General features: G+C 54.0%; 13 protein-coding genes. 11 read left to right on the top strand and 2 right to left on the bottom strand.

Annotated elements, in window-relative coordinates:
• The first annotated feature begins 207 nt into the window (after positions 1-207).
• From WEB54_RS02935 to WEB54_RS02920, 4 genes are read left to right on the top strand one after another with little or no spacing between them, the layout of a single operon-like run.
• Positions 208-1,167 (top strand): ABC transporter permease, encoded by a 960-nt coding sequence (locus WEB54_RS02935; RefSeq protein WP_368053153.1) that lies wholly within the window; start codon positions 208-210, stop codon positions 1,165-1,167.
• Positions 1,164-3,086, top strand: coding sequence for a dipeptide/oligopeptide/nickel ABC transporter permease/ATP-binding protein (locus WEB54_RS02930; protein ID WP_368053152.1), 1,923 nt, complete (start codon positions 1,164-1,166; stop codon positions 3,084-3,086). Before WEB54_RS02935 ends, WEB54_RS02930 begins: the two co-directional genes overlap by 4 nt.
• Entirely contained in the window at positions 3,083-4,081 is a 999-nt protein-coding gene (locus WEB54_RS02925; RefSeq protein WP_368053151.1) for an ABC transporter ATP-binding protein, read from the top strand. Before WEB54_RS02930 ends, WEB54_RS02925 begins: the two co-directional genes overlap by 4 nt.
• Positions 4,074-4,814 carry a FadR/GntR family transcriptional regulator gene (locus WEB54_RS02920; protein ID WP_368053150.1) on the top strand — a complete coding sequence of 247 codons (741 nt, stop codon included), beginning with the start codon at positions 4,074-4,076 and terminating at the stop codon, positions 4,812-4,814. The genes WEB54_RS02925 and WEB54_RS02920 overlap by 8 nt, the downstream gene beginning before the upstream one ends.
• Here WEB54_RS02920 and WEB54_RS02915 read toward each other — a convergent pair.
• Positions 4,811-6,640 carry a putative bifunctional diguanylate cyclase/phosphodiesterase gene (locus WEB54_RS02915; protein WP_368053149.1) on the bottom strand — a complete coding sequence of 610 codons (1,830 nt, stop codon included), beginning with the start codon at positions 6,638-6,640 and terminating at the stop codon, positions 4,811-4,813. The two genes, WEB54_RS02920 and WEB54_RS02915, sit on opposite strands and share 4 nt — an antisense overlap.
• Before the next feature lie 362 nt (positions 6,641-7,002).
• Between WEB54_RS02915 and WEB54_RS02910 the strand changes: the two genes are divergently transcribed.
• Together WEB54_RS02910 and WEB54_RS02905 are read left to right on the top strand one after the other, a co-directional pair.
• A complete protein-coding gene (locus WEB54_RS02910; RefSeq protein ID WP_368053148.1) occupies positions 7,003-7,953 on the top strand; it encodes a nucleoid-associated protein in 951 nt (316 codons plus the stop codon).
• Between the two features lie 113 nt (positions 7,954-8,066).
• A complete protein-coding gene (locus WEB54_RS02905) occupies positions 8,067-8,387 on the top strand; it encodes a hypothetical protein (protein ID WP_368053147.1) in 321 nt (106 codons plus the stop codon).
• Positions 8,388-8,506: 119 nt separating this feature from the next.
• Here the strand turns inward: WEB54_RS02905 and WEB54_RS02900 are convergent, their stop codons facing one another.
• Complete coding sequence (locus tag WEB54_RS02900; protein ID WP_368053146.1) at positions 8,507-8,605, bottom strand: GMC oxidoreductase; 99 nt, start codon at positions 8,603-8,605, stop codon at positions 8,507-8,509.
• Between the two features lie 418 nt (positions 8,606-9,023).
• On the opposite strand from WEB54_RS02900, the gene WEB54_RS02895 reads away from it, so the two are divergent.
• From WEB54_RS02895 to WEB54_RS02875, 5 genes are all read left to right on the top strand, one after another.
• On the top strand, positions 9,024-9,230 hold the full coding sequence (locus WEB54_RS02895) for a cold-shock protein (RefSeq protein ID WP_028672005.1): 207 nt from the start codon (positions 9,024-9,026) through the stop codon (positions 9,228-9,230).
• 706 nt (positions 9,231-9,936) lie between these two features.
• Positions 9,937-11,037, top strand: a complete 1,101-nt coding sequence (locus tag WEB54_RS02890; RefSeq protein WP_368053145.1) for an ABC transporter ATP-binding protein — start codon at positions 9,937-9,939, stop codon at positions 11,035-11,037.
• Between the two features lie 127 nt (positions 11,038-11,164).
• Positions 11,165-12,274, top strand: a complete 1,110-nt coding sequence (locus WEB54_RS02885) for an ABC transporter substrate-binding protein (RefSeq protein ID WP_368053144.1) — start codon at positions 11,165-11,167, stop codon at positions 12,272-12,274.
• A 247-nt stretch (positions 12,275-12,521) separates the two neighbouring features.
• A complete protein-coding gene (locus WEB54_RS02880; RefSeq protein WP_368053143.1) occupies positions 12,522-13,811 on the top strand; it encodes an ABC transporter permease in 1,290 nt (429 codons plus the stop codon).
• A 13-nt stretch (positions 13,812-13,824) separates the two neighbouring features.
• On the top strand, positions 13,825-14,676 hold the full coding sequence (locus WEB54_RS02875) for an ABC transporter permease (protein ID WP_368053142.1): 852 nt from the start codon (positions 13,825-13,827) through the stop codon (positions 14,674-14,676).
• Positions 14,677-14,773: the final 97 nt, after the last annotated feature.

Here is a 14,773-nt window from a genome sequence, read left to right as displayed (position 1 = left end):
TGGCCGGGGTTTCTAAGATCAACTCAAGTTTTGGAGTGCGCACAATGCGAGCGGCGGGTGCCGGTTATGCCTCTGCAGGGGAGTCCGCAGCATGGATGCTGCGGTCTAGGCTCCATGGATGGATTCACGCCGACCCTGCAGAGGCATAACCGGTAGCCGACGCGGACCATAGCCACGAAGCTTGAGTTACAGCAGGCAGGGTATTTCATGCGCAGTCCTATTTGGCCATATATTGGCAAACGACTGGTAATGACTTTACCGGTTCTGTTGGGCCTGACCCTTATTGTCTTTTTTATTATGGCGCTGATTCCGGGGGATCCCGCGACCGCAATACTGGGTTCCTATGCTACACCCGAAAACGTGGCCCGGCTCAACGCCCAGCTCGGGCTCGACAAGCCTCTGGTCAGCCAGTATTTCACCTGGCTGGGCAACCTGTTGCAGGGAGATCTGGGTCGGTCTTTCAACCAAAACCGTGAAGTGCTGGAGATCGTTAGCGAACGCTTTGGCGCGACGCTGATACTGGCCGGTACGGCGCTGGTTCTGTGTTCGATCATGGGTTTGCTGGTCGGCATTATATCGGCGGTAAAACAGTACGGGTTCGCCGATAAGGTGTTGACGCTGATCGTATTGATCGGCATTTCCACGCCCGCCTTCTGGCTGGGCCTGCTGATGATCATGTTATTCGCTGTTGAATGGCGGCTGTTGCCCGCCAGCGGCATGTACGCTGTGTATGGCGGCGGTGACTTGCCCGATCTGATCCGGCATTTGATTCTGCCCGCCGGAACGCTGGCGTTTATTGCCACCGGTGTGATCGCGCGGCTGACCCGCGCTAGCATGCTGGAAGTGTTGCGCCAGGATTATATTCGCACCGCCCGGGCCAAAGGGTTGGCCGAGCGGCGGGTTATTTATCGTCATGCCTTTAAAGCGGCGCTGGTCAGCATTGTGCCGGTTATCGGTATTCAGGCTGGCTTTGTGCTCGGTGGAGCGGTGTATATAGAAACGGTTTTTCAATGGCCGGGCATTGGCAGTATGTTGGTCACGGCGATATCGACGCGGGATCTGTTGCTGGTGCAGGGCGGGGTGTTGGTTGTGGCGGCCGCTTATGTGTTTTTTAACCTGCTCGCCGATGTGGTGCAAGTACTGCTGGATCCGAGGGTGACGTCATGACGGTTGCCAATGCATCCGGGTCGGTGATGACTCGAAAGTCGGGCCGTGCAGGGCCTTTTAAGCTGCTGATGCGTAACCAGTTGGCGGGTTTTGGTTTGATAGTGCTCGCCGTTATTCTGCTATTGATCAGTGTGACACCCTGGTTGCCACTGGCTGATCCGAATATTACCGATCCCTCACAGCGGCTGTTGCCGCCCTTTACCCCCGGCAACTGGCTGGGGACTGACCAGTTGGGGCGCGATATGCTATCGCGCCTGCTTTGGGGTACCCGGGTTTCTCTGGCAGTGGGTATTGTGGCGACGCTGGTGGCCGCCACACTGGGTTCCACCATCGGGTTGCTGGCTGGTTATTTCGGCGGCCGGGTCGATGGCACCCTGATGCGCGGCATCGATATGCTGATGGCTTTTCCCTACATTCTGCTGGCACTGGCCATTGTAGCGGTGCTCGGTCCTGGATTGCTGAATGCCCTCTACGCCATTGCCATTGTGAATATTCCTTTTTTCGCCAGAAACGTCCGGGGTGTGGCGGTGACATTGCGCAACCGGGAATTCGTGGACGCGGCTCGCTTGTCGGGTAAAGGAAATGTGATGATTGTGCTGACCGAGGTGCTGCCCAATGTATTGCCGGTCATCGTCATCACCATGTCGACCACCGTCGGCTGGATGATTCTGGAAACCGCCGGGCTGTCGTTTCTGGGTTTGGGGGCGCAGCCACCGACGGCGGATCTGGGCTCCATTCTCGGTGAAGGCCGGCGGTTGATTATTAATGCCCCTCATGTGGCGACCTTGCCCGGTCTGGTAATTTTTATTCTGGTCATGAGCATTAATTTGCTCGGTGACGGCGTGCGTGATGCACTCGATCCGCGTTTAAAAGCCGGTGCTCTGATGCGCCCGGCGGCCCGAACCCGGGTCGCCAGTGCGGCCAAACGGGCACCGGCACAGGCGCAACAGGGATTGTTGGATGTGGTCGAACTGCGCACCGAATTTCACATTGGTTCCGAAGTTCACCATGCGGTCAATGGGCCGAGTTTTTCCATCGCACCCGGCGAATGCCTGGGCATCATCGGTGAGTCGGGTTCCGGCAAGTCGGTCACGGCGATGTCGTTGCTGGGGCTGGTGGCATCGCCGCCGGGCACCATCATGGATGGTCAGGTGAATTATCGGGATGAAAATCTGTTAGCGGTGGATGATAACCGGTTGCGTACCCTGCGCGGCGGTGAACTGGCCTACATTTTTCAGGATCCGCTGTCGACGCTGCACCCACTGTTTTCAATTGGTGATCAGCTGGTGGAAGCCTTGCGAGCGCATCAGCCGTTGAGCCATCAGGCGGCCTGGCATAAAGCCGTGGCTCTGCTGGAGCAGGTGCGTATACCCAATGCGAAGGCCAGGGCCAAGGTATATCCGCATCAGTTGTCGGGCGGTATGCGCCAGCGAGTCAGTATAGCCATGGCACTGGCCAATGAACCGCAACTGATCATAGCCGATGAGCCTACCACCGCCCTGGATGTAACGGTTCAGGCACAAGTGCTGAAACTCTTGAATCAGCTTCGGCACGAACAAAACTCCAGCCTGATGTTTATCACCCATGACTTTGGCGTTGTGGCAGAGCTGTGCGATCGGGTTGCAGTGATGTATGCCGGAGAGTTGGTCGAGGTGGGCCCGGTAGCTGAGGTGCTGGCCAAGCCGGTACACCCCTATACCCGACGACTGATCGCCTGCGTTCCGGATGTTAACCGGGTAACTGACCGGCTGACTGAAATTCCCGGCTTGCCGCCTAAGGTGAATGACTTGCCGGTCGGCTGCAAGTTTGCCGATCGTTGTGATCAGGTAACCGACGCCTGCCGGGCTGCTCCGGTCGAACTGGAAACACTGACCGACAGCCGGCAAGCACGCTGCATCTTCGCGCGGGAGGTTTTATGACAACGCAGACCAAACTGGACGTCAGTGATCTGGTAAAACACTTCGGCGGCGGCCTGACCCTCTTGCGCAAACGCCGGCCCTCCGTACAAGCGGTTCGGGGCATTACGCTGCAGGTGGTTGCCGGTGAAATTCTGGGTGTGGTCGGCGAATCCGGTTGTGGCAAATCCACGCTGGCCAAGATGCTGGTAGGGCTCGACCAGCCCAGCGAAGGCCGTATCCAACTGGACGGCAAAGACCTGGTGGGTGCCAACGGTAAGGTGAACCTCAAACAGCATGCACGCCGGGTTCAGTATATTTTTCAGGATCCGATCTCGTCGTTAAACCCGCGTAAAACCATTCGCGAGATCTTGTCGGCCCCGCTGATTTATTTGCAGGGGCTGTCGGCAGAACAACGCCAGCAGCGGCTTGATGAGTTGATGACGCAAGTCAATCTGCGTCCTGAATTTCTGGAACGCTACCCCCATGAGTTTTCTGGCGGTCAGGCTCAGCGCATTGGTGTGGCCCGGGCACTGGCGGCTGAGGCTGAGGTGCTAATCCTCGATGAACCGGTATCGGCACTCGATGTGTCGGTTCAGGCGCAAGTGCTAAATCTGTTCAAGGATTTGCGCGAATCGTTGCAGTTAACCTATGTGTTTATCAGTCACGATCTGGGTGTGGTGCGCAATTTCTGCGACCGGGTGGCGGTCATGTATTTGGGGCGTATTGTCGAAGAGGGGCCGGTCGACGCTATTTTCAGTCAGCCTCGCCATCCCTATACCCAGCGATTGCTCGACAGTGTTCCCGGTCAGTCGGTTCGCAAGTTGCCGCCGGAAGACGATGCGGTTGAGTTACCTGACCCAATGCACCCGCCGGCGGGCTGTGCTTTCGCGGCGCGTTGTCCGGTCGCCACAGCCGAATGCCGGCAGTCCGATCCTGAGCTGGATGCTCTGGCGACCGGTCACCGGGTGGCGTGTTATCATCCGCTGTCTCCACCGAATGCGAATAACCATGACTAAACGTTCCGACCAGGTTGCTGATGCATTGAAGGGGCTGATCGCGGAGCACCGGCTGAAACCGGGCGACCGCTTGCCTCAGGAAAAAGAATTAATGGTGCAGTTTGTCGCCAGCAAAGGCACCGTGCGTGAAGCGCTGAAGGCACTCGATACCCAGGGCCTGATCATCACCCGAACCGGCCCCGGCGGCGGGGCTTTTGTTGCCGATGTGCCACCGGACCGTGCGATGTCGTTGCTGGCCAACTACTTCTACTTTAAAGACATCACCATTCACGATATCTATCAGCTGCGCATTCATCTGGAACCGGAACTCGCCGCTTCAGTCTGTGGTCGTTTGTCGAACGACGATTTTCAGCGGCTGCAGAACACCATGACCATCTACGATGCGCCGCCCAAAAACCAGCAGGAAGAACATTCCCAGCGCCTGGCTGAACTGAGCTTTCATGAAGTGCTGGTCGATTTGTGCCCCAACCCCATTCTGAGTTTTACCTGTCATTTCTTGCTCGGGTTACTGAAAAATCTGCGCCTGTGCCACGACATCTATGACCTGCCTAACCCGGAACTCTGGGAAACCGGCCGGCATTTTCAGATGCAGTTGCTGGGGGCACTGAAGCGCAAAGACGAAGACGAGGTGCGACGTGTGATGCGGGCGCACATGATCCGCGCGGAAAGCCTGATGCAGGCTCAGGAAACCATCGTGCTGGATGAGTTTTTGCCGTCTAAACGATTGCCCTAACGGTCTCGCAGCAATGCAGCCAGTTGTTTGAATGGCATGGGACGGTGTAGCAGGTAGCCCTGTAAGCAGGCGCAGCCCTGTGCCTGTAGCCAGTCTGCCTGGGTGGCAGTCTCGACCCCTTCGGCAACGACCGACATACCCAGACCCCGGGCCAGGCCGAGAATCGACAAGGTGATGGCCTTGTCGTCCTGTTTGTTTGGCAAGCCTGAAACAAATGAACGATCAATTTTCAGGTGAGTGAAGGGCAGGTGCTTTAACCGTGACAGCGAGGAGTAGCCGGTACCGAAATCGTCTATCGACAGACTGGCACCCATCTCCACCAGGGTGGTCAGGTTGTCGTGCAAAGTTTTTGTGTCGCTTTCGATGGCGTCTTCGGTGACTTCGAAATCCAGCGTCGATGCCGGTAGCTGGGCGCGTTGTAACTGGTTGCGCACTGATCCGGCGAACTCCGGGTCGAGCAATTGTTCGGCCGACAGATTTAAACTGATGCCCGGAATCGGTATACCCTGTTTACGCAGTTTTAGAACGTCTTCAAGTACCGTCTCCAGCATAGCCTGCCCCAGCTCTTTCATCAGGTTAGCCGAGCGAACCAGATCCAGAAACCCGTCAGGGCTGATCAGCCCGCGTTCAGGGTGTTGCCAGCGCACCAGGGCTTCGACACTGACAATGTTCTGGTTGAAGGCATCGACGATCGGCTGGTAGAAAGCTACCAGCTCACGCGAGGCAATGGCATGGCGCAATTCCGCCTCGGCCTGAAAACGCTGGCGGGCCTTTTTCGACAGCTCTGCGTTGAAAAACCGGGCCTGGCCACGGCCGAAGTCTTTGGCCTGGTACATAGCCGCTTCCGCTTGTTTGAGCAGGCCCTGAGGGTCTTTGCTATCGGCCGGGTACAGGCTGATGCCGATGGATACCGTTGTGGCTACATCCACGTCAGTCATCGACAGGGGTTGAGACAGCAACGCCTGAATCTGGTCGGCTAACTGGCGCAGCGCGTCCGGTTCAGCGGGGTGGCGAATCAGTAACAGAAATTCGTCGCCGCCGCACCGGGCGACTTTTTCCTTACCGCTGATACGTAACGACTGGATCCGGCTCGCGGTCTCCTGAATCAGGTGATTGCCAATGGTTTCACCCATGCCATCGTTAATGCTCTTGATTCGGTCTATGTCTATCCAGAAAACAGCCATTGAAGGCGGGTATTCGATGACCTGGCAGAGGTACTCCAGGTGTTTGCGAAATGCTCGCAGGTTGGGCAGGCCGGTCAGCTCATCGTAGTGACTGATAAAATCGAGGGCTTGCTGGGAGGCATGCCAGGCTTCGTAGGAGTTGATCAGGCTGATGGTGTCGGCCACGACGGTAACAATTGAAATTTCGGGCAGTGTCCAGGCTCGATGGCTGGTCGCTTCCAGGCAAATAACCCCGCTGAGCTTGCTGCCATCAAACACCGGAGCATCCAGCATCGATTCAATACCCAGTGGTTGCAGGTAGAAGTCGTTGAATTTTCGGGTTCGGGGGTCGGTAATGGCATGGCGGGCGTCGATGACTTCTGCGGTCAGCATTGCATCGAAATAGCGGGGGTTTTGTTTCCGGGTGAGGGTGGTGTCATTGGTAAAGATGCCGTCGCTGAGTGTATTCAGGCACTCCAGATTGATGGCATCACCATTGTCAGTCAGTTTCCAGACACTGACGCGTTCTACACGCAGTAGCCGGCCGCAGAGGTCCAGCAGTGCCGACATCTTTTCAATCCGTGAGCTCTGGATAAACGCCGAGTCGTGACTGAGCGACATCAATGTTCTGTGGTATTCAATGAATTCTTCATTTTGATTCATTGTGGGAACCGAATTGCCTGGATCCGTAGCGCTGGCGTGCTTCAGCCTTATGCACCCCGTGCCCTTGTTTGAACGAACAGCGGTACAGCCAGTACTGCTGCCTCCGGGCTGCCCATAAGTTGGCGCCCTGATAGCTTGTAACCGTTTCCAAGAATGACAGTCTGTCGGGGCTTTGTCTACCGTCTGACGGCCCTGTGCAAACCGGTGTTCAAGGTCCTAATGGCACGCCAGGATAGCCCTCAGCCACTAAACATGACAGGAAGACCGACAAGGCGACGATTAACCCGTATACTGTTCCGCTGTTTCAAATTGTAGACTCCGGGGTTAGACCATTGTCATTGAACCATCTGATTGTCCACCAATTGACTCGACTTGACACCAAAACTGATCTGCATTTACAGGATGAAGTCTTAACGGTCGACGATGGGGCCCTGACGCTGGTTGGGGAAGTTAAAAGCAGTTTTGCCGGCCGCGCCAGCAAACGGTACGGTGGTTTCGCTGACCAGGCCGGGCATTTCAAGGCGCTGACCGGTCAGTGGCTGAAGGATGGCATCAGCTTTAAAACCTGGAGCCAGCAAATCATGGAACGGCTGGCTCTGGCGCTGGAGAGCGACGGCGTTGAATCAGAGGGTTACTGGCTGTTTGCCGATGAACAGCTGGAGTCCGGGCGTCAGGTCTGGTTCTTTCAGTTGCGGCATAAGCACGGGTTGTCGATCACCCACGATCTGAATCTGAGTGACAGCCGCCTGATTGATTACGGTCGACTCGGCTTTGGTATCTGTCTGGACGTGACCGAATGGCAGCAAGAGACGGCCAGTCAATACCTGACAATCAGCTTTGGCTTCGGTGACAAAGCCTTGCAGGATGCCATGCTGAACTTCGTGGATTTTGTCGCCACTGTCGATACCAGTGCCGATACCGAGGCCTTTATGGCGGTTGTCGATGCATTTTCGGTGCAATTGCCGGAAGACAAGGGTCAAAATTACCGCAAAAAAGCGGCCGAGTTCTGTATTGAGCAAGACAAGATGGGAGAGCCGGTGTCCTACCGGGTACTGTCAGAAGAGCTACAGGCCGACGCCGATGCCTCTTTTTCACAGTTCATCGAACAGGAACAGCCGAGTCTAAAGGAAACCTTTATTCCGGACCGCAAAAGCCTTAAGAAATACATTCGCTACTCGGGTAGAAGCAAGGATGTTTCTATCAGCTTCAGCAACATTAACCTGGGGAAAGACGTGCAATTTGATGCCGATAATGAACGCCTGATCATCCATGAAATACCAGCCAGCCTGCTGAAACAGTTGAAAGGCGAATGAGTTTCCCGGGTTCGTTCAAACGTCGCCGCCTACCAGATGTCACCACCGGTTCGGAAGCTGGGGTGAAATTTGCTAAACTTCGGGTGAGCGGGTCCAGTCAGCCGAGGCCAGTGGTGAAGCGTCCGATCGATAAAAAAGACATCCGAAAAGACCTGGAATCCCAGGTTGATGCCTTCCTGCGCGAAGGCGGCCAGATTAAACCGATTGAACGCGGTGAGACCGGGCTCGACCGCAATAAACCCTGGTCCAACCCGTTCCAATCGGGTCAGAGCCAGGAACCGCCCAAGGAGCGCACGCCTGTTCCCGAAGTGATCGCAGCCATCGAGTCGCGCAAGCACAAAGAAAACCGGAAAATCAAAAACCGTGGGCCAAAGAAAGTCTGGATATACGACGATTTTGGCGAACCTGTCCGTTGGGTCTGGAAAGAAAGCTGAAGCAGAAAGGCTATTTCAGTGGTCCAGCCTTCGCCACGCCGCTTTTACGCTGTTCCCCCCGCCGGACCCAGTCGGCCGCTCGTTCTGCCAATACCTGAGCAGGCGCATTGGTATTTCCGCTAGCCAACACCTAACCCAGGCACACCTCGAACCCGAAACCTGGCATCGACCACGGTCCGATCATCCACCCCCATCCGCCAGGTTCCACCGGGTGGCAAATAGCGTTGGTAGCTCTTGATTTTTGGGCATAAGTTCAGGTCGGAAAGGGGATAATGTTGAAAGAATAGGCCGGAATGAAAAATTGTTCGATGGTGCTATCTGAAGTAATAAATGGATAGGATTCAAGGTGTTAGAAAAATACCGGAACCTCTGCTAAGGCCCACCACTGCGGGCTCATCCGATTTATTGTTGACATCAATTAGCAGTCGGCTAACATGATTGCAGCTTGAAAGTACGTCTTATTATTTATGAATGTTAGCTTGATGTGAACACTGTAAGTGCTGTTGTCAGTTGAACTCGTCGGTTATCCATAAGTATTAACAACACTGAAAAGCAAAAAAGGTTCTCACGGGTCAGGCAGGGTTCTGCTTATGCCCGGGGAGCAATACATTACTTGTAAATTGATAGGTTATACTCATGTCAACGACTACCGGCACCGTCAAGTGGTTCAACGAAACTAAAGGTTTTGGCTTCATCGAGCAGGAAAATGGCCCTGACGTTTTCGCTCACTTCAGCGCCATCTCTGGCTCAGGCTTCAAGACGCTGGTTGAAGGCCAAAAAGTAGAATTCACCATTACTCAGGGCCAGAAAGGCCCCCAGGCTGAGAACATCGTCGTTCTCTGATTGCGGTGAAATAGAATACCCGGCACAGGCTGTTCCAAGCTGGCGAGTGTCGGATGAGCCGTTGTAAAACGGCGTAGCAAAAAGGGTGCTGTCTTCGGGCAGTGCCCTTTTTTGTGTCTGTGATGTCGACTGGGCACCGATCCATTATGCCGCTCTCCACCAAAACCGTGCCCTCTTCAGGTGCAACTAAGTGGCTCTGTGCCTGACTGATTCAATGTCATTATAACCCTTGTTTTAACGCCTGCCTGATTACCTTTTTCTAACAGGGGGAGGCCGGGACATTCTTGCAAAATCACTAAAACAATGTTTACTGTAATAAGAGAGTGCTGGCTGTGTCTTAAGCAGGGTGAAAGTGTTACCAAATGGTCGCAAGTGAGCATTGCCCCAAAGAAGGACATCATGCACCATAAGTCTGCACGTTATTTGACCGCAACTGACTGCAACCTTTCCTATACAGGGTTGTGACAACAAAAAAGCTGGCAAAATAGCCTGTGGTCATGATGGATTAGCGAATCTGGACAGTCGGCAAAGTATTTGCATACGCTTAGACTACAATTGATTGGTCGGGTTGTCCGGTTTTGTGGACATATGATTGTTGATGCTCGGAATGAGTCATTTTCTTTAAGGCAGTCATCGGGATTTCATCGACGTCACCTGCAGGGCAGGCGTATGTTAAAGCAGTCAAAACAACACAGGAGATGTCACGTTGGAGAATGAAAAACCCGGTGAAGTATTCGTAGCCTTTGATCGTGTGCAAAAGAGTTATGACGGGGAGGAGTTGGTTGTCAAGGATTTGAATCTGGCCATTAGCAAAGGTGAGTTTCTCACCATGCTGGGGCCCTCCGGTTCAGGAAAAACGACCTGTCTGATGATGTTGGCAGGCTTTGAAACAGCGACCTACGGCGACATTCTTCTCAATGGCAAAGCCATCAATAACATCCCTCCTCACAAACGCGGCATCGGCATGGTGTTTCAGAACTACGCACTGTTTCCGCACATGACCATTGGTGAAAACCTGTCGTTCCCACTGGAAGTTCGCGGTATGGGTAAGAGCGAACGGGAAGAAAAAGTGAAGCACGCGCTGAGTATGGTGCAGATGGAAGCCTTTGCAGGCCGGCGGCCGGCGCAACTGTCCGGTGGGCAGCAGCAGCGGGTGGCTCTGGCGCGAGCGCTGGTGTTTGAGCCCGAACTGGTGCTGATGGACGAGCCTCTGGGTGCGCTGGACAAAAACCTGCGCGAACGCATGCAGTATGAAATCAAGCACTTGCATGATCGTTTGGGTATTACCGTGGTGTATGTGACCCATGATCAGACAGAAGCGTTGACCATGTCCGATCGTATTGCGGTATTTGATGACGGGCGTATACAGCAACTGGCATCACCAGCCGATCTTTACGAACGGCCCGAGAACGCCTTTGTAGCCCAGTTTATTGGCGAAAATAATCGCATGCAGGGCCAGGTTGAAAGCATTGATGGCGAGTTCGCTCAGGTGCGTCTTGACGATGGTTCCAAAGTGAAAGCTCTGAAGGTTTGTGTTAACGAAGTGGGGGATAAAACCACCCTGTCGTTGCGGCCGGAGCGCGCCCTGGTGGTAAAAGAAGGCACTCAGTACGCGAATACGTTTGACGCCACGGTAAAAGAGCTGATTTATCTTGGCGACCACATCCGGTCACGGGTCAGTGTCTGTGGACGTGACGATTTTATTATGAAAGTACCCAATTCTTCCGATCATCATTCCATGCGTGTGGGTCAGTCAGTCCGCATCGGTTGGTCGGAACATGATTGTCGCGCACTGGATGCTTCCTGATCGCGCGGCGAATGATTCGCTGAACTCTGGGCCGGATGCTTTGGTTTCCGGCATCTGTCCAGTAGGTTTGGTGGCAAAAAGCGGCCAGGCAGTGTTGCCTGGTTTATATTCATAAGAGGAGTTACCCATGAAACAGCCGATGCTTAGAATGCTTGGAGTCAGCAGCGCGATCAGCCTGTTGGCTGTGACAGCGGTACACGCAGAAGACCCCATAAACCTGACCATTGTCTCCTGGGGTGGTGCATACACGGAAAGTCAGGTTCGCGCCTACCACGAGCCCTACGTTGCCGTTAAGGATCACGTTACGATCATTAATGATGATGGTTCAGCCAACGCCCTTGCAGGTTTGCGCTCGCAGAGCATGGCTGGCAATGTTACCTGGGATCTGGTCGACATGTTGCCGTCAGATGCCCAGTTGGCCTGCGACGAGGGCATTATTATGCCTGTCGATGCTGATGAAATGCTGGCACCGGCACCCGATGGCACGCCTGCAAGCGAAGACTTCCTGCCGGGTAGCCTGGGTGAGTGCTTCATTCCGCAGATCGTTTATTCCACCGTTGTTACTTACAACACTGAAATGTTCCCGGAAAATAATCAGCCTGGCAGCATTGATGATTTCTTCAATCCGGAAGATTTCCCGGGCCGCCGAGCCATTCAGGACAGACCTGCGGGTAACCTTGAGTGGGCTTTGTTTGCCGACGGTGTAAACCCGGATGATATCTACGACGTGCTGGCAACGCCTGAAGGGGTAGATCGTGCCTTTGCCAAGCTGGATACCATTAAAGACAATCTGGTGTTCTGGACCGAAGGTGCACAGTCACCTCAACTGCTAGCGGATCAGGAAGTAGCCTTCTCTACAGGTTACAACGGCCGGATTTTCAACGCTGCCGAAGTTGAAGGTCAACCATTTGAAATCATCTGGGATGGCCAGATCGTTGAGTGGGACGGTTGGGTAATTCCTTACGGCCCGAACCAGGAAGAAGTGCTTGAGTACGTTTACTGGGCGACGGATACCCAACGTCTGGCAGACCAGGCCAAGTACATTTCCTACGGCCCGGCCCGTGCGTCTTCAGCGCCTCTGGTCAGCGAACATGCTGATCTGGGTATTGACATGCGTCCGCACATGCCGACCAACCCCGCTAACTATGAATCTCCGATATTGTTGAATAATGATTTCTGGACTGACTATGGCGACGAATTGCGTGAGCGATTCTCCAACTGGATGTTGCGTGGATAAACCACAGCAATAGACCCGCAAGCGGGGCAACGCAAACGCACTGCGTTACCCCGTTTGCATTACTGACTTCCCGACGATAACAAAGAGCGTTTCTAAACCAGGGTTTTTTGCATTGAAGATGTAGTGGCATGAGCATCTAAGATAAAAATTTTGCTTTAGATCAACTCGAATAAATGACCTTTTTGCGGTCGTATTACAAGTGAATGATCACGGAAAAAAATCAGAACAGGGGTGAACAGGAGTGAGTATGAGCCAGTCAGACGGTACCCAAAGCGGACACAACATCGACCATATGGTCAATGGACAGATGGTGACCGTTGACGGAACGCCGTTGAAAGCCAGCTTGAAGCGAGCCGAGCGCAAACGCACTGCGATGGCTTTTTTGTTGGTTGCGCCGTTGCTTGTTTACTTGTTGATATCGTTCATTTTTCCCATCGGGCAAATGATGTGGCGCAGTGTCGATAACCCGCAGGTCATTTCGACAATCCCGAAAACACTTGAGGCGCTGCAAGACTGGGACGGCGAAGGTATACCCGATGAATCCGTATTTGAGGCACTGGCGGAGGAACTTGCAGTAGCCAGCGCGAACCGGACCGTCGGTCAACTGGCGGTTCGGCTGAACTATGAAATCAGTGCAGCCCGCGGAGCGCTGATGCGGACATCGCGTTCGGTAGAGGACATGGAGCCGCCATATAAAGAGGCGTTTCTGGATTCCCACCGGCTTTGGAACGACCCTGCGTTCTATCGGATTATCAAACGTGAAGGTCGACCACTAACAGCGTCTTATTACATAGCCGCGTTCGATGGCACCTACAATGAACAGGGCGATGTCGTTCTTCAGGATGAAAACCGGCGCATTTACACCGATTTGTTCATCCGAACGTTCGGTATGAGCCTGACAATAACGCTGATAACGCTGTTACTGGGGTTCCCGATCTCCTTCTTGATGGCCAGCTTGCCGATGCGTCATGCCAATTTGCTGATGATCTTCGTGCTGCTGCCATTCTGGACGTCCCTGCTGGTGCGAACCACCTCCTGGATTGTTCTATTGCAGCAACAGGGGGTAATTAACGAATTGCTGATTGCCGTGGGGTTTATCGGGGATGATGGCCGTCTGGGTATGATCTACAACATGACCGGCACCATTATCGCGATGACACATATCCTGTTGCCGTTCATGGTGCTGCCTCTCTACAGCGTAATGAAGACCATCCCACCGTCTTACGTTCGCGCCGCGAAAAGTCTTGGTGCCACTCCCTGGACGGCATTCTGGCGCATCTATGTACCACAAACGCTACCGGGGATCGGTGCCGGTGCTGTGTTGGTGTTTATTATTTCCATTGGCTATTACATTACACCGGCGCTGGTGGGTGGTCAGTCTGGCCAGATGATTTCCAATCTAATTGCGCATCATATGCAGTCCTCCCTGAACTGGGGGCTGGCGGCGGCGCTTGGGTCTGTGTTGCTGATCAGCGTATTAATTCTCTATTGGGTCTATAACCGCCTGGTCGGTGCAGATTCCCTGAAGCTGGGTTGAAGGAGCGAAAACGATGGCAGTACCAACGTATGCGGGACCGCTGGAGCGAACCTGGTATTACACGTTTCGTGTGATCTGCGCGCTGATCTTCTTTTTTCTAATCGCGCCCATTGTGATTATGGTGCCGTTGAGTTTTAACGTTGAACCGTACTTCACTTATACGCGTGACATGTTAATGCTGAACCCGGAAGGCTATTCACTGCGCTGGTATCGTGATTTGTTTGCATCCGAATCCTGGATGACATCGATCCAGAACTCCCTGATCATTGGAATTGCGTCTACGTTGATTGCAACCTTTCTCGGTACGTTGGCGGCCTTGGGGTTATCCCGCTCGGAAATGCCTTTTAAAGGTCTGATCATGGGGTTACTGATTTCTCCCATGATTGTGCCGCTGATTATCTCCGCCGCTGGCATGTTCTTCTTCTATTCCAGTATTGGACTGGCCAATACCATGCCGGGTGTCATACTCGCGCATGCTGCCCTGGGAACACCTTTTGTGGTGATTACGGTGACGGCAACGCTGGTGGGGTTTGATCACTCTCTGACGCGTGCTTCGGCGAGTCTGGGTGCCGGGGCAGGGCGCACCTTCTTCAAAATACAGATGCCGCTAATTCTACCGGGTGTCATCTCGGGTGGTCTGTTCGCTTTTATCACGTCCTTCGATGAGATCGTGATTGTGCTGTTTCTGGCCGGGGTGGAGCAGAGAACCATTCCCCGTGAAATGTGGTCGGGTATTCGTGAGCAGATCAGTCCAACCATTCTTGCCGTAGCGTCTATTCTTGTGGCGTTTTCAATACTGCTGCTGACGACGGTAGAGCTGCTGCGGCGCCGGTCCGAGCGGTTGCGGGGTATGTCACCGGGGTAATCCGGTTACCACCAAATCCACTTCGGGATTACCCGTCAGTGCATCGAATCCGGTCTTCTGTTGAGACGTTAATTCGTAAGCTAGCAGTCAATCGGTA

Source organism: Saccharospirillum sp. (assembly GCF_040881935.1).
Lineage (GTDB): Bacteria > Pseudomonadota > Gammaproteobacteria > Pseudomonadales > Natronospirillaceae > Saccharospirillum.
This window is presented reverse-complemented; position numbering and strand designations above follow the sequence as displayed.